28 protein-coding genes and 1 pseudogene are annotated in these 22572 nt (G+C 66.2%); 19 read left to right on the forward strand and 10 right to left on the reverse strand.

Features of this window, described 5'->3' with window-relative positions:
- Positions 1 to 175: 175 nt before the first annotated feature.
- The 4 genes from ACYQ3G_RS03900 (at position 176) to mutM (ending at position 4420) form a co-directional block, all read left to right on the forward strand.
- Positions 176 to 1015 carry a tRNA (adenine-N1)-methyltransferase gene (locus ACYQ3G_RS03900; protein ID WP_459822500.1) on the forward strand — a complete coding sequence of 280 codons (840 nt, stop codon included), beginning with the start codon at positions 176 to 178 and terminating at the stop codon, positions 1013 to 1015.
- 143 nt (positions 1016 to 1158) lie between these two features.
- Positions 1159 to 2424, forward strand: a complete 1266-nt coding sequence (locus ACYQ3G_RS03905; RefSeq protein WP_028576916.1) for a phenylacetate--CoA ligase family protein — start codon at positions 1159 to 1161, stop codon at positions 2422 to 2424.
- Positions 2424 to 3608, forward strand: coding sequence for a ChaN family lipoprotein (locus ACYQ3G_RS03910; RefSeq protein WP_459824176.1), 1185 nt, complete (start codon positions 2424 to 2426; stop codon positions 3606 to 3608). The genes ACYQ3G_RS03905 and ACYQ3G_RS03910 overlap by 1 nt, the downstream gene beginning before the upstream one ends.
- Positions 3608 to 4420, forward strand: a complete 813-nt coding sequence (gene mutM, locus ACYQ3G_RS03915) for a bifunctional DNA-formamidopyrimidine glycosylase/DNA-(apurinic or apyrimidinic site) lyase (protein WP_459822503.1) — start codon at positions 3608 to 3610, stop codon at positions 4418 to 4420. Before ACYQ3G_RS03910 ends, mutM begins: the two co-directional genes overlap by 1 nt.
- A gap of 68 nt (positions 4421 to 4488) precedes the next feature.
- Here the strand turns inward: mutM and ACYQ3G_RS03920 are convergent, their stop codons facing one another.
- The 4 genes from ACYQ3G_RS03920 to minC all read right to left on the reverse strand — a co-directional run bounded on the left by ACYQ3G_RS03920 (position 4489) and on the right by minC (position 6956).
- Positions 4489 to 5109 (reverse strand): GNAT family N-acetyltransferase, encoded by a 621-nt coding sequence (locus ACYQ3G_RS03920; protein ID WP_028576914.1) that lies wholly within the window; start codon positions 5107 to 5109, stop codon positions 4489 to 4491.
- Positions 5110 to 5197: 88 nt separating this feature from the next.
- Positions 5198 to 5452: a cell division topological specificity factor MinE gene (gene minE, locus ACYQ3G_RS03925; RefSeq protein ID WP_028576913.1), complete on the reverse strand. Its 255-nt coding sequence runs from the start codon at positions 5450 to 5452 to the stop codon at positions 5198 to 5200.
- Between the two features lies 1 nt (position 5453).
- Positions 5454 to 6260, reverse strand: a complete 807-nt coding sequence (minD, locus tag ACYQ3G_RS03930; RefSeq protein ID WP_459822506.1) for a septum site-determining protein MinD — start codon at positions 6258 to 6260, stop codon at positions 5454 to 5456.
- An 18-nt stretch (positions 6261 to 6278) separates the two neighbouring features.
- Complete coding sequence (minC, locus tag ACYQ3G_RS03935; RefSeq protein ID WP_459822508.1) at positions 6279 to 6956, reverse strand: septum site-determining protein MinC; 678 nt, start codon at positions 6954 to 6956, stop codon at positions 6279 to 6281.
- A gap of 148 nt (positions 6957 to 7104) precedes the next feature.
- Between minC and ACYQ3G_RS03940 the strand changes: the two genes are divergently transcribed.
- The 4 genes from ACYQ3G_RS03940 (at position 7105) to ACYQ3G_RS03955 (ending at position 10738) form a co-directional block, all read left to right on the forward strand.
- Positions 7105 to 7608: a PaaI family thioesterase gene (locus tag ACYQ3G_RS03940; protein WP_459822510.1), complete on the forward strand. Its 504-nt coding sequence runs from the start codon at positions 7105 to 7107 to the stop codon at positions 7606 to 7608.
- Positions 7605 to 8246: a cysteine hydrolase family protein gene (locus ACYQ3G_RS03945; RefSeq protein WP_459822512.1), complete on the forward strand. Its 642-nt coding sequence runs from the start codon at positions 7605 to 7607 to the stop codon at positions 8244 to 8246. Before ACYQ3G_RS03940 ends, ACYQ3G_RS03945 begins: the two co-directional genes overlap by 4 nt.
- Positions 8247 to 8277: 31 nt before the next feature.
- Positions 8278 to 9696 carry a PAS domain-containing protein gene (locus ACYQ3G_RS03950; protein ID WP_459822514.1) on the forward strand — a complete coding sequence of 473 codons (1419 nt, stop codon included), beginning with the start codon at positions 8278 to 8280 and terminating at the stop codon, positions 9694 to 9696.
- A gap of 127 nt (positions 9697 to 9823) precedes the next feature.
- Positions 9824 to 10738, forward strand: a complete 915-nt coding sequence (locus ACYQ3G_RS03955) for a rhodanese-like domain-containing protein (RefSeq protein WP_459822517.1) — start codon at positions 9824 to 9826, stop codon at positions 10736 to 10738.
- A 21-nt stretch (positions 10739 to 10759) separates the two neighbouring features.
- Here ACYQ3G_RS03955 and ACYQ3G_RS03960 read toward each other — a convergent pair whose 3' ends face one another.
- Together ACYQ3G_RS03960 and ACYQ3G_RS03965 are read right to left on the reverse strand one after the other, a co-directional pair.
- Entirely contained in the window at positions 10760 to 11455 is a 696-nt protein-coding gene (locus tag ACYQ3G_RS03960) for a phosphoribosylanthranilate isomerase (protein WP_459822519.1), read from the reverse strand.
- Positions 11455 to 11721 (reverse strand): hypothetical protein, encoded by a 267-nt coding sequence (locus ACYQ3G_RS03965; RefSeq protein WP_028576907.1) that lies wholly within the window; start codon positions 11719 to 11721, stop codon positions 11455 to 11457. Before ACYQ3G_RS03965 ends, ACYQ3G_RS03960 begins: the two co-directional genes overlap by 1 nt.
- A 263-nt stretch (positions 11722 to 11984) precedes the next feature.
- On the opposite strand from ACYQ3G_RS03965, the gene ACYQ3G_RS03970 reads away from it, so the two are divergent.
- The 5 genes from ACYQ3G_RS03970 to ACYQ3G_RS03990 all read left to right on the forward strand — a co-directional run bounded on the left by ACYQ3G_RS03970 (position 11985) and on the right by ACYQ3G_RS03990 (position 15914).
- On the forward strand, positions 11985 to 12908 hold the full coding sequence (locus tag ACYQ3G_RS03970) for a cation diffusion facilitator family transporter (RefSeq protein WP_459822522.1): 924 nt from the start codon (positions 11985 to 11987) through the stop codon (positions 12906 to 12908).
- A complete protein-coding gene (locus ACYQ3G_RS03975; RefSeq protein WP_459822525.1) occupies positions 12901 to 13317 on the forward strand; it encodes a MarR family winged helix-turn-helix transcriptional regulator in 417 nt (138 codons plus the stop codon). Before ACYQ3G_RS03970 ends, ACYQ3G_RS03975 begins: the two co-directional genes overlap by 8 nt.
- A 119-nt stretch (positions 13318 to 13436) precedes the next feature.
- Entirely contained in the window at positions 13437 to 14213 is a 777-nt protein-coding gene (locus ACYQ3G_RS03980) for a lysophospholipid acyltransferase family protein (protein WP_459822527.1), read from the forward strand.
- Positions 14210 to 15238, forward strand: a complete 1029-nt coding sequence (gene ansA / locus ACYQ3G_RS03985) for an asparaginase (RefSeq protein WP_459822530.1) — start codon at positions 14210 to 14212, stop codon at positions 15236 to 15238. The genes ACYQ3G_RS03980 and ansA overlap by 4 nt, the downstream gene beginning before the upstream one ends.
- Positions 15225 to 15914: a pseudouridine synthase gene (locus ACYQ3G_RS03990; protein ID WP_459822533.1), complete on the forward strand. Its 690-nt coding sequence runs from the start codon at positions 15225 to 15227 to the stop codon at positions 15912 to 15914. Before ansA ends, ACYQ3G_RS03990 begins: the two co-directional genes overlap by 14 nt.
- 53 nt (positions 15915 to 15967) lie before the next feature.
- Here the strand turns inward: ACYQ3G_RS03990 and ACYQ3G_RS03995 are convergent, their stop codons facing one another.
- Together ACYQ3G_RS03995 and ACYQ3G_RS04000 are read right to left on the reverse strand one after the other, a co-directional pair.
- Entirely contained in the window at positions 15968 to 16336 is a 369-nt protein-coding gene (locus tag ACYQ3G_RS03995) for an Hsp20/alpha crystallin family protein (protein WP_459822536.1), read from the reverse strand.
- Between the two features lie 25 nt (positions 16337 to 16361).
- Positions 16362 to 16775 carry an Hsp20/alpha crystallin family protein gene (locus ACYQ3G_RS04000; RefSeq protein WP_459822538.1) on the reverse strand — a complete coding sequence of 138 codons (414 nt, stop codon included), beginning with the start codon at positions 16773 to 16775 and terminating at the stop codon, positions 16362 to 16364.
- Between the two features lie 131 nt (positions 16776 to 16906).
- On the opposite strand from ACYQ3G_RS04000, the gene rbr reads away from it, so the two are divergent.
- Positions 16907 to 17485, forward strand: coding sequence for a rubrerythrin (rbr, locus tag ACYQ3G_RS04005; protein ID WP_459822540.1), 579 nt, complete (start codon positions 16907 to 16909; stop codon positions 17483 to 17485).
- 6 nt (positions 17486 to 17491) lie between these two features.
- Here the strand turns inward: rbr and ACYQ3G_RS04010 are convergent, their stop codons facing one another.
- Both ACYQ3G_RS04010 and aspA read right to left on the reverse strand, forming a co-directional pair.
- A complete protein-coding gene (locus tag ACYQ3G_RS04010; protein ID WP_459822542.1) occupies positions 17492 to 18043 on the reverse strand; it encodes a hypothetical protein in 552 nt (183 codons plus the stop codon).
- Between the two features lie 36 nt (positions 18044 to 18079).
- A complete protein-coding gene (gene aspA / locus ACYQ3G_RS04015; RefSeq protein WP_459822545.1) occupies positions 18080 to 19492 on the reverse strand; it encodes an aspartate ammonia-lyase in 1413 nt (470 codons plus the stop codon).
- A gap of 74 nt (positions 19493 to 19566) precedes the next feature.
- Here aspA and ACYQ3G_RS04020 point away from each other — a divergent pair, with 74 nt between their 5' ends.
- From ACYQ3G_RS04020 to ygiD, 5 genes and pseudogenes are all read left to right on the forward strand, one after another.
- Positions 19567 to 19860: a DUF2845 domain-containing protein gene (locus ACYQ3G_RS04020; RefSeq protein ID WP_459822547.1), complete on the forward strand. Its 294-nt coding sequence runs from the start codon at positions 19567 to 19569 to the stop codon at positions 19858 to 19860.
- A 65-nt stretch (positions 19861 to 19925) separates the two neighbouring features.
- Positions 19926 to 20114 (forward strand): annotated as a pseudogene (locus ACYQ3G_RS04025) (Rdx family protein); the annotation flags it as partial.
- A gap of 153 nt (positions 20115 to 20267) precedes the next feature.
- The gene (locus tag ACYQ3G_RS04030) at positions 20268 to 20846 is read left to right on the forward strand and encodes an NAD(P)H-dependent oxidoreductase (RefSeq protein ID WP_459822550.1); all 579 of its coding nucleotides are present in this window, start codon (positions 20268 to 20270) and stop codon (positions 20844 to 20846) included.
- A 26-nt stretch (positions 20847 to 20872) separates the two neighbouring features.
- Positions 20873 to 21724 (forward strand): hypothetical protein, encoded by an 852-nt coding sequence (locus ACYQ3G_RS04035; RefSeq protein ID WP_459822553.1) that lies wholly within the window; start codon positions 20873 to 20875, stop codon positions 21722 to 21724.
- Between the two features lie 2 nt (positions 21725 to 21726).
- On the forward strand, positions 21727 to 22488 hold the full coding sequence (gene ygiD / locus ACYQ3G_RS04040) for a 4,5-DOPA-extradiol-dioxygenase (RefSeq protein WP_459822556.1): 762 nt from the start codon (positions 21727 to 21729) through the stop codon (positions 22486 to 22488).
- Positions 22489 to 22572 lie beyond the last annotated feature (84 nt).

The raw sequence follows: 22572 nt of genomic DNA on the forward strand, positions 1-22572 counted from the left end.
CTAGAGGAGGCGAAAGGGGCCGGTCACTGCCGGACGCACGCCGCGCCACGATTCAAGGGGAATACATACCCGGCAGGCGTGTCCATAGCAAGAAAAACCCTTCGAGGGGCAGGCGCTGGCTTGACATCCCATTTTGCCATGGCTACTCCCGCCTTCTCACTGCACAGGAGGCCACATGCTCGAACCGGGACAGCTGGTAATGCTGCTCAACGCAAAGGACAAGAGATATTTCGTTTCCGCCCAGGAAGGGCAGGTCATGCACACCAACGAGGGGATTCTCCACCTCGACGAGGTCCGCGCCGCGGGCTGGGGACAGCAGGTCCTGACCCACAAGGGCTACCCCTTCACGGTCATGCGGCCGACCCTCTACGACCTGATCAAGTCCGTCAAACGCCGCACCCAGATCATCTACCCCAAGGAGATCGGGTACATCGCCATGAAGCTGGGCATCGGCCCGGGCTGCCGCATCGTCGAGGCCGGCTGCGGCTCCGGCGGCCTGACCACGGCCCTGGCCTGGCTGGTCGGCGACACGGGCAAGGTCTACACCTACGAGCGCCGCGAGGAGTTCTACACCCTCTGCCGCCAGAACCTGGAGCGTATCGGCCTGGCCCATCGCGTGGAACAGTTCCACCACGACATCGCCGAAGGCTTCCACCCTCACGCCGCCGACGCCCTGTTCCTGGACGTGCGCGAACCCTGCGACTACATCCAACATATCCCCGGCGCCGTAGTTCCGGGCGCGCCGATCGGCTTTCTGCTGCCGACCACCAACCAGGTCCAGGACCTGCTGAAAGCCATGGAGGGCGGACCGTTCCGGCAGATCGAGGTGCTCGAGATATTCCTGCGCCACTACAAACCCGTGCCCGAGCGCCTGCGCCCCGACGACCGCATGGTCGCCCACACGGGATTCCTGGTCTTCGCGCGCACCTACGCCCAGCTCGAGGAGCCGGAAACCCCGGACTACGAAGGCCCGGCGGATGAAGACGCCGGGGACGGCGAGTTGCCGGAAGAATAGCCGCAAGTTCAAATCGCTTTCTATTCCAAGGATTTGCAAGAAGCCTCTTGCAAATCCTTTTTCTATTCCTGTAGAGATGAATTTTCTTTCACCTTTCAACCCCGACCCCACGGCCGGACCGAGCCCCGCAAGGAGGAGCGCTGATGACCCGCAAGGATCGCACTGAAGGCATTTTCAGCCGGCGCGAAGTTCTGGATGCCACCGAGCGCCAGAAATACTACCAGATCCAGCTCAAGGAGCTGCTTTCGTACGCATACAGATATTCCGAGGACGTGAAGAAGCGCTTCGACCGCGCCCAGTTCTCCGTGGAGAAGTTCCGCGACCTCATCGACCTCAAGCACGTCCCCATCTTGAAGAAGAAGGAACTCATCTTCCTGCAGTCCATGGGCCCGCGCCTTGGGGGCCTTTTGACCAAGGACCTGGGCGAACTGCGCCGCGTGTTCCTGTCCCCCGGCCCCATCTTCGACCCCGAGGACAGGGGCGACGACTACTGGGGATGGACCGAGAGCTTCTACGCCGCGGGCTTCCGTTCCGGCGACCTGGTCCAGAACACCTTCAACTACCACATGACCCCGGCCGGCCTCATGTTCGAGGAGCCCCTGCGCCAGCTGAGCTGCGCCGTGGTGCCCACGGGCCCCGGCAACACCGGCAGCCAGCTGGACATCATGAAGAAGCTGCGCGTCACGGGCTACGTCGGCACGCCGAGCTACCTCATGCACCTGGCCCAGAAGGGCGAGGAGAAGGGCCTGAACCTGCGCAAGGACCTCTACCTCGAGGTGGCCTTCGTCACGGGCGAGAAGTTCTCCGAGAAGATGCGCTCCACCCTGGAAAAGAAGTTCGACCTGATCATGCGCCAGGGCTACGGCACGGCCGACGTGGGCTGCATCGGCTACGAATGCTTCCACAAGAACGGGCTGCACATCGCCAACCGCGCCTACGTCGAGATCTGCCACCCCGACACGGGCATCCCGCTCAAGGACGGCGAGGTGGGCGAAATCGTGGTCACGGCCTTCAACAAGACCTACCCCCTCATCCGTCTGGCCACGGGCGACCTGTCCTACATCGACCGCGCTCCCTGCCCCTGCGGCCGCACCTCCCCGCGCCTCGGGACCATCGTCGGCCGCGTGGACACCACCGCCCGCATCAAGGGCATGTTCGTGTACCCGCACCAGGTCGAGCAGGTCATCTCGGGCTTCGAGGAAATCAAGAGATGGCAGATCGAGGTTACCAACCCCGGCGGCATCGACGAGATGACGCTTCTCATCGAAACCTCGGGCTTCAAGCGCGAGGAGGAGCTGCTGCACATGTTCCGCGAGAAGATCAAGATCCGTCCGGCTCTGAAGATCCTCACGCCCGGAACCCTGCCGCCGCAGATCCGCTTCATCGAGGACAAGCGCAATTGGGACTGATGACCCGCCTGGTCCTGCCCCTGCTGCTGGCCGTGCTGGCCGGCTGCGCCAAACCGACGGCGGTGACGCCCCCCTGGGTGTCGCCGCCGGCCGGCTCATTCCTTTCGGCCGAAGGGACGGTGCTGGCCGATGACGCCGTCGTCGGCCTGGCCCGCTCCGCCGACTTCGTCCTGGTGGGCGAGAGCCACACCAACCTCTGCGACCACGCCGTGAAGGCCCGCCTCATCGAGGGCATGGCCGGCGGCGGGGCGCGCTTCGCCATCGGCCTGGAGATGCTCCCGGTCACGGCCCAGCCCGTCCTGGATCGCTTCAACGCCCGCGCCCTGTCGGCCGCGGAACTGGGCGATGAGGTCGGATGGGAGAAGCTGTGGGGCTTCCCCTACGCCCAGTACAGGCCTGTCTTCGAACTGGCCGAGCAGTACGGCCTGCCCGTGGCGGCCCTGAACATCCCCCGCCGGGTGCTGACGGAATTCCGCGACAAGGGCGCCGAAGCACTGAGCCTCGAGGACCGCAAGCTCCTGCCCGGACGCATCATCCCCGTCAGCCCGGCCCAGCAGGCCGCCCTGGAGGAGCAGGTCGGGCTGCACCAGACCATGCGCAAGGCCGCGGCCAATGCAACCTCCGAAAAGATGCCGGACATGGCCTCCATGGCCGAGAAATTCTTCCTGGTGCAGGCCCTGTGGGACTCCACGATGGCCGAACAGGCCTTGGCCTGGCGCGACCGCCTGGGCCTGCCCGTGCTCATCCTGGCCGGCGCCGGCCACGTGGAGCACGGCTGGGGCATCGAGTACCGCCTGCGCACCCAGGACCCCGACGCCTCGTGCCTGGCCGTCATGCCCGTGCGCGGCGGCGAGGACTTCCGGCAACAGGCCGACCCGTCCCTGCGCCCCATGCCGGGCTCGGCCGTCTTTTTCCACTGCGCGGCCCAACACAAAAGCCGCCTGGGCATGAACGTCGTCTTCGCAGATTCCGGCATGCGCGTGGAAAGCGTCGAGCCAGGCTCACGGGCCCAAAAGGCCGGCCTTCTGCCCGGGGATGTCCTGCTCTCGGCCGGCGGCCGGGAACTGAAGGAGGCCACGGACCTGCATTTCGCGGCCATGGCCGCATCCCGCGACAAGAAACCCCTCGAACTGACGGTCCAGCGCCAGGGGCGGACCGTGCCCCTGAACCTTCCCCTCGACTGATGCCCGAACTGCCCGAAGTCGAAACCATCGCCCGCGGACTGCACGCCCTGATCCAGGGCCGCCGCATCGCGGACGCCGCCCTTCTCACGCCCTCAATCCTGCGCGCAGGCGTCACGGAAAGCCTGCCGGGCAGGACCGTGACCCACGTCTCCAGGCGCGCCAAGCTGCTGCGCCTGCACCTCGACAACGGCGGGCTTCTGGTTTTCCATCTGAAGATGACCGGACGCGTCTGGGTCGCCGGACCGGGCCGGCCCCTGCCGAAGCACACGCATCTCGTCTGTGGGCTGGACGGCGGCGATCGGCTGGTCTTCGAGGACACGCGGCGCTTCGGCTACTGCGCCGTCTTCGGCCCCGGCGAGATCGAACAGTGGGATTTCTTCAAAAACCTCGGCCCCGAACCCCTGGACGCCTGCGCCGGGGATCTGGCGCGGCGCATCGGCTCCCGCCGGGCCGGGGTCAAGGCCCTGCTCCTCAACCAGACCATCCTCGCCGGCATCGGCAACATCTACGCCGACGAGTCCCTCTTCGCGGCCCGCATCCACCCGGCGAGCATCGCCTCCGCCATCCCCGAGGCCCGGCGCCTGATCCTCTTCGAGGAACTGCGCCGCATCCTGCTGGAGGCCATCGCGGCCGGCGGCAGCACCATCAGCGACTACCGCAACGCCTACGGCAAGAGCGGCATCTTCCAGGACTCATTCCAGGTCTACGGCAAGAAGGGCGAACCGTGCCCGGCCTGCGGCAGGGCCCTCAGGGCGGAGCAGGTGGCGGGGAGGACGTCGACGCATTGTCCGGGGTGCCAGAAGAAGTATTAGGCGGGGCTGGACGGACACGGACCAGCACGGACTGACACGGACACGGTCGGCCAGAAAGATTTTATCGATCAGGATTCGGGTTCCAGGGACGTGGCTCCGCAGAGGGGTTTTTCCTGGTTTTTGGCGGCCGCCGTCTTCGGGCGGCGGGGCTTCTTGCGCGGCTCGGCTTCGCCGTGGCCGTTGCCGTGCTTTTCGAGCAGGGCCCGATAGCGCTCGGTGCGGCTCAGGTTCAGGGACAGCACCACGTGTTCGCGCTCGTCCTTGAAGCCCTTCTTGGTGAAGAACTTGAGGGCCGCGGCGTTGCTCGGATCCGTATCGGCGATGAGGTAGCGCGCGCCGGCCTCGACCATGCGTTCCACCAGCTTGTCGTAGAGCTTGTGGGCCACGCCCGTGGACTGGAAGGCGCGGTCTACGCCCAGCCAGACGATGTAGCCGTAGGTCCAGGACGCCTTGCTGATGAGGGTGCCGATGATGAACCCGGCCAGGGCGTCGTCCACCTCGGCCACGAGGCTGAACTCCGGATCCGTGTTGTAGTGGCCGACCACCTCCCACTCGTCCCAGGTGCGGTAGAGAAAGGGGTAGAGGTCGCAGGTGAAGAGGCGCTCGCCCAGGTGATAGACCGGGGCCAGGTCGTCCAGTTCCATCTCGCGGATGGTGATGTCGGGGCGTTGGGTGCGTTCTGAGGCCATGGTGCGGGTGGTTGGGGTGAAACGTGCCTGGGCCGTGGTTAAAACGCCCGCCGCGCCGATGTCAACGCGGCCCGGCGGGCGTCTGCGTTCAGCGCTTGTTCTCGGGCAGGGTCACGTTGAATTCCAGGACTTCGCAGTCTCCGTCCCGGTTCACGTCCACGCGGATGTTCTCGAGTTCCACGTGCACGTATTTCTGGACAACGAGGAGCAGTTCCTGACGCAGCCGCGGCAGGAATTCGTACCCGCCGTTCTGGGCGCGCTCGTGGGCCACGATGATCTGCAGCCGGCTCTTGGCGACCTCTGCGCTCGACTTCTTGGTGCGGAAATAGCTGAAGATGCCCATGTCAGCCTCCGAAGATGCGGGCGAAGAAGCCCTTCTTGGCCGGAGTGAGGAAACGGTGCGGCAGATCCTCGCCCAGCAGGCGGGACACGGCGTCGTCGTAGGCCTGGCCCGCGTCGCTTGCGTCATCGAGGATGACGGGCTCGCCGGAGTTGGAGGCCGCCAGCACGGACTTGGACTCGGGGATGACGCCCAAAAGCGGAATGGCCAGGATCTCCTCCACGTCGGCCACGCTCAGCATCTCGCCGCGGCTGACGCGCTCGGGGTCGTAGCGGGTCAGGAGCAGGTGCTCGCGGATGTTCCCGCCGTCCTTGGCTTTTTTCGTCTTGCTCTGCAAAAGTCCCAGCACCCGGTCCGAGTCGCGCACCGAGGATACCTCGGGGTTGGTCACGACCACGGCCTCGTCGGCGAAGTGCATGGCCATGAGCGCCCCGTGCTCGATGCCGGCCGGAGAGTCGCAGAGGATGAAGTCGAAGCGGCCCGTAAGCTCGTCCAGGACCTTTTCCACGCCGTCCATGCGCAGGGCGTCCTTGTCCTTGGTCTGGGAGGCCGGCAGGATGTAGAGGTTCTCGACCCGCTTGTCGCGGATGAGAGCCTGGTGCAGGGTCGCCTCGCCCTGGATGACGTTGACGAAATCGTAGACCACGCGACGCTCGCACCCCATGATGAGGTCGAGATTGCGCAGGCCCACGTCGAAATCCAGCACCGCGACCTGCATGCCCCGTCGGGCCAGACCCATGGCCAGGGATGCGCTGGACGTGGTCTTGCCGACCCCGCCCTTGCCAGAAGTAACAACGATAATTTTACCCACAGTCCCTCCTGGTCCTGTCTAGAGAGGTTCGATCACAAGCTGGCGTCCGCTCAGGCTGACCTGGACGGAGGCGCCGTTGAAATTCCCGGGAAGGTCCTCGCTGACCCGGTACAGACCGGCCACCGAGATCAGTTCGGCCCGCAGTTCCGTGCAGAAGATGCGCGCGCCCTCGAAACCCATGGCCCCGGCCAGGGCCCGGCCGCGCAGGGGCGCATAGATGTGGATGTTGCCGTCGGCGATGACCTCGGCCCCCTGGCCCACCGGCGCCAGCACCACGAGGTCGCGGCCCCTGGCATAGACCTGCTGGCCCGAGCGGACGGGTTTCTCGACTACCATGGCCCCCGTCTCGGCCGGTTGCGTGGGAGCGCTGCCGGCCCGGGGCGCCTCGGCCCTGTTCCCGGAAAACACGCCCAGATGCAGGTCGGCGGCCTGACGCTCGTGGGCCTCGCCCCCGCCCTGGATGCCCACGGGCGTGAGGCCGTGGTCCCGCAGCAGCGCAGTGAGGCCCGGCACGTCCAGTTGGTCGCGCATGGCTCCCAGGGCCGAAAAATCCATGATCACCGCCAGGCCTCGCAGAAAGTTCGGCGTCTCGGCCAGGCGGGCGGCCACGTCCCCGGCCAGCGCGGCCAGATCCGTGGTCAGGGGGCGGAACAAGGTGCACGGGGCGACCTTGCCCTTGAGTTCGAAAGACGACACGCGAATGTCCTTAGCGGGTTGAGTGTTGCGGATGTGGTTCGCGTCGAAACGAACGGCGGGTTTACCGAGGGACGGCGGCGAAGACAAGCCCGGTCTCACGGCCATCCGCGCCCGGCCCTTGACGGGCGCGCAGGTCTCGCCGATGAACATGAATTACGCCGTTTTTCCACCCGAGGTGCTCATGGACATCCGCCACGTCATCGAACACGAAATCCCCTTCGACCATTTCCTGGGCCTGGTGGTCGAAGAGATCCGTCCGGGCTACGCGCGCCTGCGCATGCCCTTCCGGCCCGAATTCATCGGCGACCCGCGCCGGCCCGCCCTGCACGGCGGCCTCATCTCCATGCTCGTGGACACCTGCGGCGGATCGGCCGTGTGGGCGGCCTGCTCGGTCCGCGACCGCGTGGCGACCATCGACATGCGCGTCGACTACCTGCGCCCCGCCGACCCGGCGGACCTCATCGCCGTCGGCGAGGTCCGACTTTTGGGCAACCGCGTGGGCAACGCCACGGTGCAAATTTTTTCGGCCGCAAATCCGGAAGTCGTCATTGCCGAAGGCCGGGGCGTGTATAATATACGAAAAGCGGGCGCCAAGGCGCCGGACATCGTCCAGGCAAAGGCGCACACCCCTACCCGTGAGGAGGCACCATGAACGCTTCAGCCCTGGTCTTTGTCATCGCCGCCGTGTTGTTCCTGTTCCAATCCCCGGCAGCCACGGCGGGAACCGTCGTCGACGAATGGGCGGCCGTAAAGGCCCCTGCGCCCGTGGAACTCAAAGCCGTGGAGGTCAACGCCACGGACACGGCACTTCTTGTCCTCGACATCGAGGAGAGAACCTGCAACGTGGAAACCCGTCCGCGCTGCGTGGCCTCGGCACCCCGCATCGGCGAGTTCCTGGCCAAGGCCAGGGCGGCCGGGATGCCCGTTGTGCACAGCCTGACCAGCCGGGGCACGCCCGACACCATCCTGCCCCAGGCCCTGCCCCTGCCCGGCGAGCCCATCGTCCAGTCCACGGTGGACAAGTTCTTCCGCACGGACCTTGAGGCCATCCTGGAAAAACTCGGCGTGCACACGGTCATCGTCACCGGCACCACGGCCGAAGGCGCCGTCCTGCACACGGCAACGGGAGCGGCCATGCGGGGCCTCTCCGTCATCGTGCCCGTAGACGGCATGTCGGCGGCCACGCTCTACGCCGAGCAGTACACGGCCTGGCACATGCTCAACGCCCCCGGCACCCGGGCCAAAACCAGCCTGACAACCCTCGGGGCCATCACCATCAACACCAAGTAACACGCCGGAAACCCGGACGCACCGAACGCACATGCAGCTTCTGAGCACGGACCAACTGCGCATCCTGGACGCCATCAGCCAGGGTACGGTCATCTTGAAGGACGGCCTCATCCGCCACGCCAACGCCTGTTTCGCCGCGTTCTGCAAGACCGGCCAGGCCGGGTTGCCGGGACACCCTTTTTTCGACTTCGTCATCCCCAAGCACCACCGCCGCGTCGGCAGGTACCTGGAATCGATCCCGACCGACAGCTCGGTCTGCGCCGCCGGCAAGCTCGAATTCACCCTGCGCGACATAGACGGCGCGGAATCCTTCATGATCATGCAGGCCCAGGCGGTCGCCCATGACGGAGTCCCCGCCCTGCTGTGCTCCCTGACGGACATCACGCAGCGGACCAAGGCGGAACGGAAGCTCAAACGCATCCTGGACTCCATCCCCGAGGTCATCATCGCCTTCGACCGGGACCACTCACGCATCGAATCGGCCAACCACGCCACCGAAGGGCTCTACGGCCTGCCCGCCGAGCAGTTCGTGCGGAACATCTTCCACCCCATCGACCTCGTCTTCCCGGACGATGCGGACAAGGTCCACGCGTTCTACGCCGGCCTCGTGGCCAGGGAGTTCGACCGCATCGAGTACCGCATCGTCCACGCCAACGGCGACATCCGCTGGGTCCGGGACGAGGGCGAAGTGGTCTTCAAGGAACAGGGGTTGGGCAGGGTCCAGCAGGTCTACCATTTCATCAAGGACATCACGGACCGCAAGAACGACGAGGAGCGGCTGCGCATCAACGAACAGAAGTACCGCCGAATCTTCGAGAACTCCACGGACCCCATCTTCGTGGCCTCGGCCGACGGCACCTTCACCGACATCAACCAGGCGGCCGTGCACCTCTTCGGCTTCGCCTCGCGCGAGGAAGCCCTGGCCGCCAATGTCGGGGACCTTTTCCCCAACCCCGGGAAACGCGACGCCTTCATGGCCCTCATCGACGAGGCCGGCGGCGTCACCGGCCAACCGTTCAGGCTGCAGACCCGCAACGGGGAGATGGTGGACGTGGCCGTCACCGCGGGTTGCCGCCGCAACCGCAACACCGGGCGGCCCGAGAGCTACCAAGTCATCCTGCACGACATGCGGGCCCTCATCGCCCAGACGGAAATCGAAACATACAGGCGGACCATGGGCGGCCTGTCGGACCGGCTGAACAACATCGCCCAGGTCCAGCTCATGGAGCTCGGGCTCATGCTCGACTACATCGATGCCCTCAAGGCCGCCCGGGACCCGGAACGCTCGGACCAGCTGCTCGCACGCATCCTCGAACAGGCCCGCGAGGTCGAGCGGAGCCTGCAGGAACTGCGGCACCTCGGCGAGAAGATCCGGCGCATCTATCACGCTCCCGAGCCGCCGGTGCCGGTGCCGGACGGGACGGGCGGCATCCTCTTCGACCTCAAGTAGGCCCGGCGCGCAGTGGGGACGGCGACGGCCCGCCCCTTGACCGGCTCCGGGAATCGGATGAGAGAGATGAAATCCCCCGACGCCGGATGCCTCCGGCCGGCACCGAACCGCAGCGCGAGGACATCCCATGCCCAGCACGCCCGCATCTACCGAAGACATCCTTGCGGCCACGCAATCCGGACGGCAGACCGTCCTTGACGTCCTGCCGCCGGAGCACTTCGAGGCCCGCCACATCCCCGGAGCGCGCAACGCCTGCGTCTACGAGGTGACGTTCCTAGACCAGGCGGCCGCCCTGGCGCCGGACAAGACCGCCCCGATCATCGTCTACGGCGCGGGCGAAGGCTCACTGGATGCCGTGACGGCCGCCGGCAAGCTGCACCGGGCCGGGTACGTCAACGTGTCCGTGCTCCACGGCGGGTTTCCGGCCTGGCAGGCCGCGGGGCACCCCCTCGAAGGAACACGGGCCGACGAGCACGACTCGGCCCACCCGGTCCTGGAACTGCGCAAGGCCCGCTACGTGGCCGTCCCCACGGAATCAACCCTGATCTGGACCGGTCGCAACGCGGGCGGCAGGCACACCGGCACCCTGGCCATGCGTGAAGGCACGCTGATCCGCGAAGGCGAAGGGTTCAAGGGCATCTTCACCCTGGCCATGGACTCCATCGCCAACACGGACCTCGCAGGCACGGATCTGCAGCCCGTGCTGGAGAACCACCTGAAGTCCGACGACTTCTTCTTCGTCTCCCATTTCCCGACCTGCACCGTGGAGATCACGGACATGACGCCCGTTCCGGACGCCCCGGCCACACTGCCGAACTTCCGCGCCACGGCGGTCATGACCCTGCGCGGGGTGGCCCGCGAGATCGCGTTCGACGCCCACGTCTGCCCCCTGGCCGAAGGCAGGCTGGCCCTCATGGCCCATCTGGACCTGGACCGCACCATCTGGGGCGCACTGTACGGCTCGGCCAGGTTCTTCAAATACCTGAGCTACCATGTCGTGCACGACATGATCAGCGTCGACCTGCGCGTCGTCCTGGAGTGAGCCGGGGGAACTTCGGGGAAATCAGGAAGGGAATGCCCGGGCGAATCCGGCCCTGGCCTCCCGCACGAAGGCGCGGACCCGATGCGGGTCCTTGAAGCCGTCCGGCGCCTCGACGCCCGTGTGGACGTCCACGGCGGCGGGCCGCACGGTCAGGACGGCCTCGCGGACATTGTCGGGGTTCAGGCCACCGGCAAGAATGACCGGCAGCGGGGAACACCCGACCAGCGCGGAACTGACGGCCCAGTCGTGGCGCAGGCCCGTGGCTCCGCTGGCCCCGGTGGCGGGGTCGAAGGTGTCGGTGATGAAGGCGTCGCAGACCGGGGCATAGGCCCGCGCGAACTCGTCGGGGCCGAGGTCCTCGCGGCCGACGACATAGCTCTTGATGATGGCGAGGGGGGAAAGAGCCTTGATGCGGGCCAGGGTCCCGGGGGGGACGTCGGCGTGCACCTGCACGATGCCGACGCTCAGGAACCGGCACAGTTCCACCAGGCGGGACGGGTCGTCCTCGTAGGTGATGAGCACGCAGCACGCGGGGCCGACCGCCTCGATGACCGCCCGCGCCTCGGGTTCGGACAGGTCGGGCGCATGCACGGGCAGGCGCAGCGGAAACCCGAGCAGGTCCGCCCCGCACTCGCGCAGCATGCGCGCCTCCTCCAGGCCGCGCACCCCGGCCACCTGCACGAGGCCCTGGATGGCCAGGCCCCGGGTCCGCCGCATCACTTCTTCTTGGATTCCCTGATCAGATAGCGGGCCGTCTCCAGGTCGTAGATCGAGGTCGGGTCGCCCTTGGAGCCGCGCTCCTCGAACATCCTGGCACCGCGGCGCACGATGTCGATATCGATCCAACCGTGCTTTTCCCAGATCTCGGGATGGTCCACATTGCTCAGCCTGAACTCGATGCTGCCTTCGTTCTCGCGCACGTACATGCGGATGCGTTTGTTGGCCGGGTTCGGGTAATAGAAGATTCCGTCCTTGTCCTGCACTGTCGCCTCCAGAAAAATGTTTGTTCCCGGGACTTTCAAAGCCCGAGACAATTGTCAATCCCCAGACAGGCGTCGGCGGCCACGGCAACGCCCCCCCCAGCGCCGTCCTCGATAGGGCCGAATCGTCAGCACCGCGCCTCCTGCCGCGACAAAAGGAACGTCGCGCAGCTTTCCCTCACTTCGAAAATTCAGTTTGACAATCAAACATCTCATCTTTATTTGAGCATCAAGATTTCAGCCAATCAAACAAAAAGAGGCTCCACATGCACGACCATTCCTGTTCCTGCAGCCACCATCACGAGCACGAGCACGGCGAGCGCGGCACGCGCCTCGTCTTCTGGCTGACCATGGCCACCATGGCCGCGGAGATCGTCTCGGGATGGCTCTTCGGTTCCATGGCCCTGCTGGCCGACGGGTGGCACATGGCCAGCCATGCCGGGGCCATGGCCGTGGCCTGGTTTGCCTACGTCTGGGCCCGCCGCAACGCCGACAACCCGGACCTGGTCTTCGGGGCCGGCAAGGTCAACGCTCTGGCCGGGTTCGCCTCGGCCGTGGGCCTGTTCCTCGTGGCGGCCTTCATGGGCGCGGAGTCGGTCATGCGCCTCGTGTCACCCGTGACCATCTCCTTCGGCCCAGCCACCCTAGTGGCCGTGGTCGGTCTGGCGGTCAATCTGGTCAGCGCCTGGTGGCTGCGCGACGAAGACCACTCCCACGCCCACGACCACAACCTGAAGGCCGCCTACATGCACGTTCTGGCCGACGCCCTGACCTCGGTCCTGGCCATCTTCGCCCTGCTGGGCGGCAGGTTCTGGGGCCTGGCCTGGCTGGACCCGGTCATGGGCATCGTCGGGGCGCTGGTCGTGGGCCGCTGGGCCCTGGGCCTGCTGCGCCAGACCGCCCGAGTCCTCCTCGACCACCGCGCCGACCCGGTTCTGCACGACAACATCGTGCGCCGCCTCGAAAACGGCGGCGCGGTCAAGGTCCGTGACCTCTATGTCTGGAACGTGGGCCCCAGGCGCCTGGCCGCCCACGTCACGGTCGAAGACGCGGCCCCGCGTCCGCCGGAGTTCTACAAGGAACTCATCGCCGAGGTCCCGGACCTGGAGCGCGTCACGGTCGAGGTCCACGCCTGCCCCTGCCCGGCTGAAGCGCAGACCGGCGAATGTCCGGGGGGCGGCCATGCATGACCTGGAGCGCCTGAGCGATCTGCTCATCGAATTCTACGAAAAGCTGTCGTCCTGGGAGCAGGCCGTGGTCAGGGACACGTCCATCACCCTGCCCCAGATGCACACCCTGGAGGTCCTGGGCCAGCAACCCCCGCTGCGCATGAAGGAGTTGGCGGCCAAGATGGGCGTGACCACGGGCACCCTGACGGTCAACGTGGACCGCCTGGAAAAGCAGGGCCTCGTGGCGCGCATTCCCCACGAGACCGACCGCCGCTCCATCCTCGTGGCCCTGACCCCTTCCGGGGAGGAGCTCTTCCGCGAGCACCACGACCATCACCTGCACCTGACCCGCGAACTGCAGGCCGCCCTGAGCCCGGAGGAGACGGCGCAGTTCGCCTCCATCCTGGCCAAGCTGACCCAGGCCCTGTAGGCACCCCGGTGCCCGCAGGGGCAAAAAGCGCTGGAAGCCCGGAGCCACTTGGGCTACCGTCCCCGGCACGAGACAACGGCGGGCCCCGGGCCCGCCAAACCCAACCGGTGGATTCCAGCATGCACATCGCGCCCTTCGACGATCCCTACGTCTCCCCCGCAATCCAGGTCGACCCGGTCTCCAGGCTCTTCCCGAGCCTCGCCTTCTACGCCCGCACCCTGGCCATCGTCTGCGAGGCTGCCTGGCGGACCCGCGGCGGCTACTCCATGGCGCAGTGGGCCGCCGACAGCCAGACGTTCATGCGCCGCGCCGAGGCGGCCGGGGTGCGCTTCGTCATCGAAAACGCCTCGGCCTACGCAAAGCTGGACGGCCCGTGCGTTGTCGTAGCCAACCACATGTCGACCATGGAGACCTTCTGCCTGCCGGGCATTCTCGCCCCCCACAAGCCAGTGGCCTACGTGCTCAAGCGCAGCCTGACCAGGTACCCCGTCTTCAACCGGGTGGTGAACGCCATCGAGCCCATCGCCGTGGACCGCGTCAACCCCCGCGAAGACTTCAAGACCGTCATGGACGAGGGGCAGGAACGCCTGGCGCGCGGCATCTCGGTCATCGTCTTCCCCCAGACCACGCGCACGCCGGGCCTGGACCGATCGGCCTTCAACACCATCGGCATCAAGCTGGCAAAAAAGGCCGGCGTGCCGGTGCTGCCCCTGGCCCTGAAGACCGACGCCTGGGGCGTGGGCTCCCTCATCAAGGACTACGGCTTCATCCGCCCGGAACTGCCGGTGCGGTTCTGCTTCGGCGAGCCCATCCGCGTCGATGGCGCGGGCAGGAACGAGCACGAGGAGGTCATGGAGTTCATCCACTGGAAGCTTGAAGCCTGGAAAACGGCATGAAGAAAAAAGTCTGCATCCTCTACACGGGCGGGACCATCGGCATGAAGCCCACCCCCCAGGGCTACGCCCCCGAGGCGGGGTATCTGGGGCGGGTCATGGCCTCCATGCCCGACTTCTCGAGCCCCGAGATGCCCGAGTACGTCATCCGCGAGTACTCGCCGCTCCTGGACTCCTCCAACATGGGGCCCCGGCACTGGCTGGCCATCGCCCGGGACATCGCAGACCTGTACCGTGACTTCGACGGGTTCGTGATCATCCACGGTACGGACACCATGGCCTACACGGCCTCGGCCCTGCCCTTCATGCTCGAGGGGCTGGCCAAGCCCGTGGTCCTGACCGGATCGCAGATCCCCCTGTGCCGGGTCCGCAGCGACGGCCGCGAGAACCTCGTGACCGCGCTCATGGTCGTGGCCCAGACGCACATCCCCGAGGTCTGCCTGTGCTTCGGCAACCGCCTGCTGCGCGGCTGCCGCGCGACCAAGGTCGATGCGGCGGGCTTCCAGGCCTTCGACTCGCCCAACTACCCGGATCTGGGGCACATCGGCGTGACCATCCGGCCGCACCCGGAGCACATCCTGCCGGCGCGGCCCGTGAACGGCCTGACCGTCCACCCGCTGTCCGACGCCAGGGTCGGCGCCCTGCGCCTCTTTCCGGGCATCTCCGCCGACCTCGTGGCCAACGTGCTGCGCTCCCCCCTGCAGGGGCTGGTCCTCGAAACCTACGGCATGGGCAACGGCCCCTCCGACGACGCCGGACTCATGGCCGTCCTGACAGAGGCCTGCGAGCGCGGCGTGGTCATCGTCAACTGCACCCAGTGCCTGCGCGGCACCGTGGACCAGGGCGGGTACGCGGCCGGGTCGGCCCTGGCCCGGGCCGGGGTGGTCTCGGGCGCGGACATGACGGCCGAGGCCGCCCTGACCAAGATGATCTACCTCTTCAGCCTCGGGCTCACGCCCGGGGACATCCGGGCGCAGATGCCGCGGAACCTGCGCGGCGAGCTGACCGAACCCCATGACCGGGGCTGAGATCGAAATCCTGTACCGCGACGACGACCTGGTGGCCGTGCACAAGCCGGCGGGGCTCCTGGTGCACCGCAACACCCACGCCGGCCGCGAGCCGTTCCTGCTGCAGACGCTGCGCGACCTGTTGGGGACGCGGCTCTATCCCGTCCACCGCCTGGACCGGCCCACCTCGGGCCTCATGATCATGGCCCTCTCGCCCGGCGCGGCGGCAGTCCTGGCCCGGCAGTTCGCGGCCCAGGAAGTCCGCAAGGCCTATCTGGCCGTGGTCCGCGGCTTCACGGACGAAGAGGGCGCCATCGAGTGGCCCCTGAAGAGCGAGTCCGGAGCCGAAGCCCCGGCCCGCACCGAATTCACACGCCTGGGGCTCGTCGAAATCCCGCATCCCGTGGGGCCGCACCCCACGGCCCGCTACAGCCTGGTCCGCGTCGAACCCCGCACGGGCCGCACCCACCAGATCCGCCGCCACTTCGCCCACATCCGCCACCCCCTCGTCGGCGACGTCCTGCGCGGGGACGGCCGCCAGAACCGCTTCTTCCGTGAGCACTTCGGCATCCGCCGCCTCCTGCTGGCCAGCGTCGAACTGCGCTTCCGCCATCCCGCAAACGGTGAGGAAATGCGCCTGCAGTGCCCTCCGGACGAAGAGATGCGCACCCTCTTCGCCAAGTTGGGCTGGGCCTGACCCGGGCGCCAAAAAAAGAAAGGCCCGGAAACCCGGGCCGTGCGGCAGGCGGTTTAGCCCGCCAGAATCTCTATTCGTCGCGGCTTGAGCCGGGCCGCCTTGGGCAGGAAGAGCTCAAGCAACCCCTTCTTCAGGGTCGCGCGAATGCCCTCGCGGTCAACGCCGTCGGAGATGGTGAAGGTACGGACGTATTCGCCGTCCCCGAACTCCACGTGCAGGGCCTTGGCGTTCTCCTCGCGCGGGTAGACCGCCCTGCCTCGCACCTCGAGTTCATTCTCCCTCAGGTCTATGGACAGACCGTCCTTGCCCACTCCGGGCATGTCGACGAAGATGTGGAAGCCGTCCTCGCGTTCCAGCACGTCGGTGTTGGGGCGGAAGCGGGGCAGGGTCGGGGTCGTCTTTTTTTCAAGATCGTTGGTCATGGCGTCGTCTCCTCTTGCCGGACGCTCACTGCGCGTCGATGGAAATGGTCAGCGGACGGCTTTCCCTGGCCTTGGGCATAACCACCCGCAACAGTCCGTCCTTCATGGTCGCCTTGATACCGTCGGCCTGGACAGGGACGTTCAGGTTGACGATCCGCTGGAAGCTGCCCGTGGGGCGCTCCTGGCGGTAGTAGTTGCCGACCTCGTTCTTCTTGGTGCCCCTGATGACGAGGCTCTTCTCGTTCAGGGTCAGCTCGATGTCGCCTGTATCCATGCCGGGTATCTCGGACGTCACGATGATCTCGCCGTCGCTCTCGCTGATGTTGACGGGAGGATAGGCGACCCGGCGCTGGCTCAGAGAACTCGGCTTCCAGAGTTCCTCGAAGAAGCTGTCCATGTTGCGGGGCAGATCGTAATATGAGCTGAAATCGATAACCATGGGTGACACCTCCTGGCTTTTGATGGCACATAACTAACCACGATCCCCGGGGCGTCAAGCCGGACACGGTGTGCGGACATGGCCCAGGCCCCGGAAAGGCGCACCCCCAACAACCCATACACGGAGAAAGCATGTCGAAATCAATCAAGGGCACCCGGACCGAAAAGAACCTCCTGACCGCCTTCGCCGGCGAGTCCCAGGCACGCAACCGCTACACCTTCTTCGCCAAGCAGGCCCGCAAGGAGGGCTACGTCCAGATCGCCGACATCTTCGCCGAGACGGCGGACCAGGAGATGGTGCACGCCAAGTCCTTCTTCAAGCACCTCGAAGGCGGCGAGGCCGAGATCACCGCGACCTTCCCGGCGGGACGCATCGGCACGACGCTCGAAAACCTGCTGGAGTCCGCCGACGGCGAGCAGCACGAATGGGGGCACATGTACCCGGACTTCGCCAAGGTCGCCCGCGAGGAAGGGTTTCCGGAGATCGCCTCCCTCTTCCAGGCCGTCTCCGTGGCGGAGAAGCACCACGAGCGCCGCTACCGGGCCCTGGCCAGGAACATCGAGGAAGGGCGGGTCTTCCAGAGGGAGGAGAAGATCAGCTGGCGCTGCCGCAACTGCGGCTACGTGCACCAGGGCGCCAGGGCCGCCGAACGCTGCCCGGCCTGCGACCATCCCCAGGCCCATTTCGAGGAACTGGCCGAGAACTGGTAGCCGCAGTCAGGGGCGCTTGCCCGGCACGAAGGTGGAGCGCAGGAATCTGGGGTGGAAGAAATAGAGAGGGTTGGCCACGATGGCGTCGGGCAGGATGTGGTACCAGCGGTAGCCCAGGTCCCGGAAGACGCGCCGGGCCTGGTCCCGGCAGCCGGCCTGGCGCGCCGCCAGGAGCGCGGCGTCGCGCTGGCAGCGCGACGAGGCCACCAGCCTGAAGACCCTGGGGCGGAAGCCGTAGCGGGACAGGAGCGCGCACAGGCGCTTGAACTCGCGGTAGCGCGACAGGGCGTCGGCCTGGCACAGGACCACGCCCCAGGCGAACAGCCCGCTCAGGGCGACCCAGCCCCAGGCCAGCCATGAGGGTTCTGGCGCGGCCAGGACGAGGCGTGCCTCGAGGCCCGTGAACAAGGCCAGGCCCGAAACCTTGAGGGTGGTCAGATGAGGGAAGGGCGCCGCCTGCAGGTAGCGCAGCGCTTCGTGCGCGATGGTCCGCAACATGGGCGAAAAATCGCCGCTTCCGGCGCTTTCGTCAAGCCCGGCCGCAGGTCCGGCCAGCATCGCCGCGGCTCGGCCGGAAAACGGCGGCGCCGAAGGCTAGAAACGCCCGCTGCGCACCATGCGCGGGTGGGTCATCTTCATGGGGTCGAGGGCGTCCTCCAGCTCCTCCTGGGTCATGAGCCCCTTTTCCAGCACCAGGTCGTAGACCGCCTTGCCCGTCGAGGCCGCCTCCTTGGCGATGGCCGCGGCTTCGTCGTAGCCCAGATAGGGCACCAGGATCGTCACGATGCCGGCCGAGGCCCGCACCAGCTGGGCGCAGCGCTCGCGGTTGGCCGTGATGCCGACGATGCAGCGATCCTTGAGGATGCGCATGGCCCGCACGAGCATGTCCATGGTCTGAAAGAGGTTGAAGGCGATGATGGGCTCGAAGACGTTGAGTTCGAGCTGGCCGGCCTCGGCGGCCATGGTCACTGTCAGGTCGTTGCCGATGGCCTGGAAGCAGACCTGGTTGACCATCTCGGGGATGACCGGATTGACCTTGCCCGGCATGATGGACGAGCCCGGCTGGCGCGGGGGGAGATTGATCTCGCCCAGGCCGCAGAAGGGGCCCGAGGACAGCAGGCGCAGGTCGTTGCAGATTTTGGAGAGCTTGACGGCCACGCGCTTGAACACGCCCGAGAGCTGCACGAAGGCGCCCGTGTCCGAGGTCGCCTCCACGAGGTTGGGCGACTTGGTCAGGGGCAGTCCCGTGATGTGCGCGAGCTTCTCGCAGACGAAGGCGGCGTAGGCCGGCACGGTGTTGATGCCCGTGCCGATGGCCGTGGCGCCCATGTTGATCTCCATCAGAAGCTTGCGGCACTCCTGGATGCGCTCCATGTCCTCGCCCACGGTCACGGCCCAGGCCGCGAACTCCTGGCCCAGCGTCATGGGCACCGCGTCCTGGAGCTGGGTGCGGCCCATCTTCAGCACGTCGGCGAACTCCGCGCCCTTGGCGGCCAGGGCCTCCACCAGATCCTCCATGCTGCGCATGACCTCTCTGATCTTCCAGATGGCCGTGATGCGCAGGGATGTCGGGTAGACGTCGTTGGTGGATTGGGAGAGGTTGACGTGGTTGTTGGGATGGCAGAAGGCGTACTGACCCTTGTCGTGGCCCATGAGTTCCAGGGCGCGGTTGGCGATGACCTCGTTGGCGTTCATGTTGACCGAGGTGCCGGCCCCGCCCTGGATGACGTCGACCACGAACTGGTCGTTGAACTTCCCTTCCCGCACTTCCCGGCAGGCGGCCATGACGGCCTCGGCGATGGCCGGGTCCAGGATGCCCAGTTCCAGGTTGGCCAGGGCCGCGGCCTGCTTGATGCATGCCAAGGCCTCGATGTGCAGCGGGTAATGGGAGATGTGTATCCCCGTGACCTGGAAATTCTCCATGGCCCGCACGGTCTGCACCCCGTAGTAGGCGTGCGCCGGGACCTTCCTTTCGCCCAGAGAGTCCTTCTCGATCCGGTAATCCATATCTCCCCCCTTTACGCGCCGTTGTCTTGCGGCCTAGTGTGGCGCTGCATTTCCCCCTAACCGGAGACAGCCCGATGCGAAAGACCTTTTTCATTCTGGCGGCCCTGACATTCCTGGCCAGCCCGTCATGGGCCGCGGACATGCGCTGCCAGGGCGACCTGATGACCCCCGGCACCATCATCGCCAAGGTGCGCAAGAAATGCGGCGACCCTCTCTGGGAGGAGCGCGTGGGCGAGATCACGGTCAGGCGCGCAGGCCAGGAGGTTCTGCTCTACGTCACGGAAATGACCTACGAAGTGAGCGGGGGCTACTACGTCCTGACCTTCGAAGGCGGGGAACTCAGGAAGACGGAATATTTCCAGAACTGAAACGCCCGGAGTGCGACATGCAGGTACGAATTCTCTATTGCGGCGTGTGAGCTGGCTATGCCCAGCGCGCCGCAGGTCTTGCGGACAGACTGCGCGTCGAGTGCGGCGCATCGGTGAGCCTGAGCCAAGGAAGCAGAGGCTCTTTTGAGGTCTTCGTCGATGGCCGCCTGGTCCATTCCAAGCTTGAAACAGGCCTCATCCCGAAAGACGAGCGGATTGCCCAAATCCTGCGGACTTCCTGTCAACATCCCTGAATTGCTGCAACTTCACCGCGCGAACCAAAAAAACCTTTCCAGAATTTTTCACGTGGCGTATGGTTCATCATAATCCCATTCCCTGTTCTCCGGCGCATCGGCCGGGGACACACGGAAGAACCCCGTGAAACTCAGCGCATACAAGGGGACGCCATGAACCATCTCATCATCTTCTGCCACCCAAACCCCACGAGTTTCAACGCGGCCATCGCCGATTCCGTGGAGGCGGTCTCCTCGGCCATGGGGCATGACATCCTCCGCCGCGACCTCTACGGCATCGGCTTCAACCCGGTGCTCGGGCGGGTCGAGATGGAAGCGCCGCCGCACATGCGGGCCCAGGACGTCCGGCAGGAACAGGAGTTCGTCTCCTGGGCCGACATCCTGACCTTTGTCTACCCGGTGTGGTGGACGGGCATGCCGGCCATGCTCAAAGGCTACTTCGACCGGGTCTTCTGCCAGGACTTCGCCTACGCGCTCCACGACAACATGATGACGGGGCTTTTGAGCGGCAGGAAAGCCCTCCTCTTCAGCACCACGGGGCTGCCCAGCACCGTCTGCGACTCGCGGGGCATGCACGAGGCCATGGCCATGACCACGGACACCGGGATTTTCGAACTCTGCGGCATCGAGGTGCTCCACCACGCATTCTTCGGCAGCGTGGCCTCGGTCTCCGAGGACGTCCGCAAATCCTACCTGAGCGAGGTCGTGGCCATCGTCTCCAGGCACCTCTAAGGGCGACGACCCGAAGGAGCACTCCAATGGACCAGATATTCGAACGCCTGACCTACCTCTTCGACCCGCTGCACCACTTCTGGGAACACGAGCGCATGCACCGCCGCTTCGCCCTGGGGCTCATCGTCGTCTTCCTGGGGGCCATGGCCGGGATCGAGCTCAACAGAAACGGCCTGCTCCCGGCAGCGCTGGCCGCCCACATCCCGACCAACCATTTTCACGCCGTGAACCTGGCCTTCACCTTGGTGCTGATCCTGGAAGTCATAAGCCTCATCTTCACCCTGCCGTGCTCCTTTTCCAGGTCCGTGGGCAAACAGTTCGAGATTCTGTCCCTCATCCTCCTGCGCGACGCCTTCAAGGAGCTGTCCCATTTCGCCGAGCCCATCACCCTCGGGTCCGAACTGACCCAAGTCTACCACATCCTGGGCTACGGTTTCGGGGCCCTGGCGGTCTTCGCCCTGCTGGGCGTCTACTACCGCATCCAGCCCGCCAAGAAGCAGGACATGGGCATGCCCCACGACCTATTCCGTTTCGTGGCGGCCAAGAAAGGCATCGCACTGCTGCTCCTGGGCACCTTCGTCACCCTGGGCCTGAACAATCTCTACAACAAGTTCGCGGGCCTGCCGCACATCGACTTCTTTCCCGTCTTCTATACGCTGCTGATCTTCACCGACATCCTGGTCGTGCTCATCTCGCAGTGCTTCCGGCCCTCGTTCCACGCCGTGTTCCGCAACTCGGGCTACGCCCTCTCGACCCTTTTCATCCGGCTGGCCCTAGCCGCCCCGGCCATGTACGACGTGGCCCTGGGCATCGTCGCCGCCCTCTACTCCATCGCCCTGACCCTGGCCTGGACCAGGGTGTTCACCACCAAAGGATAACCATGAAGATGCCCCTTGTTTTCGTCGGTCACGGCAACCCCATGAACGCCATCGAGGACAACGAGTTCAGCCGCGCCTGGGCGCAACTCGGCCGCGAGCTGCCCCGGCCGCGGGCGATTCTGTGCGTCTCGGCCCACTGGGAGACCGACGGCACCTGCGTGACCTCGGCGCAGATGCCCGAGACAATCCATGATTTTTCGGGCTTCCCGGCGGAACTGAACCACATACAGTACCCGGCCCCCGGCTCCCCGGCCCTGGCGCGCAAGGTCATGGACGCCACGCGCTACGCCCGCATCCGGCACGACCGCTCCTGGGGCCTGGACCACGGCGCCTGGTCGGTGCTGTGCCGCATGTACCCGCGGGCGGACATCCCCGTGGTCCAACTGAGCATCGACGCCGGGGCGCCGCCGTATTTCCACTACGAGCTGGGCCGGGAACTCGCCCCCCTGCGCAAGGAAGGCGTGCTCATCCTGGGCAGCGGCAACATGGTCCACAACCTGGGGGTCATGGCCTGGCAGGACGAGGGGTTCGAATGGGCCGTGGAATGTGACGCGGCCATGGCCGGGCTCATCGAGGCCGGGGACCACGACGCCCTGGTCGAGTACGAAGGGCTGCCGCATGCCCGTCTTGCCATACCCACGGAGGAGCATTACCTGCCCCTGCTGTACGTTCTGGGGGCCATGGACCCGGGGGAGGGGACTCGCTTCTTCAACGACCGGGTCACCCTGGGCTCGATTTCCATGCGCGGCCTGCGCACTGCCTGATTTTCCAAAGGACACGGACCGTTAGCGGCCTGTATACTTTGCCGGAGATTCTGCTACGACGCGTCCGAAACGCGAGATGAACCC

This window comes from Desulfomicrobium salsuginis (assembly GCF_054657795.1).

Bases quoted from the DNA above. Each gene is read 5' to 3' on its own strand.
- ACYQ3G_RS03900 (WP_459822500.1), top strand. From the start codon at position 176: ATGCTCGAACCGGGACAGCTGGTAATGCTGCTCAACGCAAAGGACAAG.
- ACYQ3G_RS03975 (WP_459822525.1), top strand. From the start codon at position 12,901: ATGCATGACCTGGAGCGCCTGAGCGATCTGCTCATCGAATTCTACGAA.
- ACYQ3G_RS03970 (WP_459822522.1), top strand. From the start codon at position 11,985: ATGCACGACCATTCCTGTTCCTGCAGCCACCATCACGAGCACGAGCAC.
- ACYQ3G_RS03910 (WP_459824176.1), top strand. From the start codon at position 2,424: ATGACCCGCCTGGTCCTGCCCCTGCTGCTGGCCGTGCTGGCCGGCTGC.
- ACYQ3G_RS04030 (WP_459822550.1), top strand. From the start codon at position 20,268: ATGAACCATCTCATCATCTTCTGCCACCCAAACCCCACGAGTTTCAAC.
- ACYQ3G_RS03955 (WP_459822517.1), top strand. From the start codon at position 9,824: ATGCCCAGCACGCCCGCATCTACCGAAGACATCCTTGCGGCCACGCAA.
- ygiD (WP_459822556.1), top strand. From the start codon at position 21,727: ATGAAGATGCCCCTTGTTTTCGTCGGTCACGGCAACCCCATGAACGCC.
- ACYQ3G_RS03945 (WP_459822512.1), top strand. From the start codon at position 7,605: ATGAACGCTTCAGCCCTGGTCTTTGTCATCGCCGCCGTGTTGTTCCTG.
- ACYQ3G_RS03995 (WP_459822536.1), bottom strand. From the start codon at position 16,336: ATGACCAACGATCTTGAAAAAAAGACGACCCCGACCCTGCCCCGCTTC.
- ACYQ3G_RS03960 (WP_459822519.1), bottom strand. From the start codon at position 11,455: ATGCGGCGGACCCGGGGCCTGGCCATCCAGGGCCTCGTGCAGGTGGCC.
- ACYQ3G_RS03980 (WP_459822527.1), top strand. From the start codon at position 13,437: ATGCACATCGCGCCCTTCGACGATCCCTACGTCTCCCCCGCAATCCAG.
- minE (WP_028576913.1), bottom strand. From the start codon at position 5,452: ATGGGCATCTTCAGCTATTTCCGCACCAAGAAGTCGAGCGCAGAGGTC.
- mutM (WP_459822503.1), top strand. From the start codon at position 3,608: ATGCCCGAACTGCCCGAAGTCGAAACCATCGCCCGCGGACTGCACGCC.
- ACYQ3G_RS04020 (WP_459822547.1), top strand. From the start codon at position 19,567: ATGCGAAAGACCTTTTTCATTCTGGCGGCCCTGACATTCCTGGCCAGC.
- ACYQ3G_RS04010 (WP_459822542.1), bottom strand. From the start codon at position 18,043: ATGCTGGCCGGACCTGCGGCCGGGCTTGACGAAAGCGCCGGAAGCGGC.
- ACYQ3G_RS03920 (WP_028576914.1), bottom strand. From the start codon at position 5,109: ATGGCCTCAGAACGCACCCAACGCCCCGACATCACCATCCGCGAGATG.
- ACYQ3G_RS03990 (WP_459822533.1), top strand. From the start codon at position 15,225: ATGACCGGGGCTGAGATCGAAATCCTGTACCGCGACGACGACCTGGTG.
- ACYQ3G_RS03940 (WP_459822510.1), top strand. From the start codon at position 7,105: ATGAATTACGCCGTTTTTCCACCCGAGGTGCTCATGGACATCCGCCAC.
- ACYQ3G_RS03950 (WP_459822514.1), top strand. From the start codon at position 8,278: ATGCAGCTTCTGAGCACGGACCAACTGCGCATCCTGGACGCCATCAGC.
- ACYQ3G_RS03905 (WP_028576916.1), top strand. From the start codon at position 1,159: ATGACCCGCAAGGATCGCACTGAAGGCATTTTCAGCCGGCGCGAAGTT.
- rbr (WP_459822540.1), top strand. From the start codon at position 16,907: ATGTCGAAATCAATCAAGGGCACCCGGACCGAAAAGAACCTCCTGACC.
- ACYQ3G_RS04035 (WP_459822553.1), top strand. From the start codon at position 20,873: ATGGACCAGATATTCGAACGCCTGACCTACCTCTTCGACCCGCTGCAC.
- ACYQ3G_RS04000 (WP_459822538.1), bottom strand. From the start codon at position 16,775: ATGGTTATCGATTTCAGCTCATATTACGATCTGCCCCGCAACATGGAC.
- aspA (WP_459822545.1), bottom strand. From the start codon at position 19,492: ATGGATTACCGGATCGAGAAGGACTCTCTGGGCGAAAGGAAGGTCCCG.
- ansA (WP_459822530.1), top strand. From the start codon at position 14,210: ATGAAGAAAAAAGTCTGCATCCTCTACACGGGCGGGACCATCGGCATG.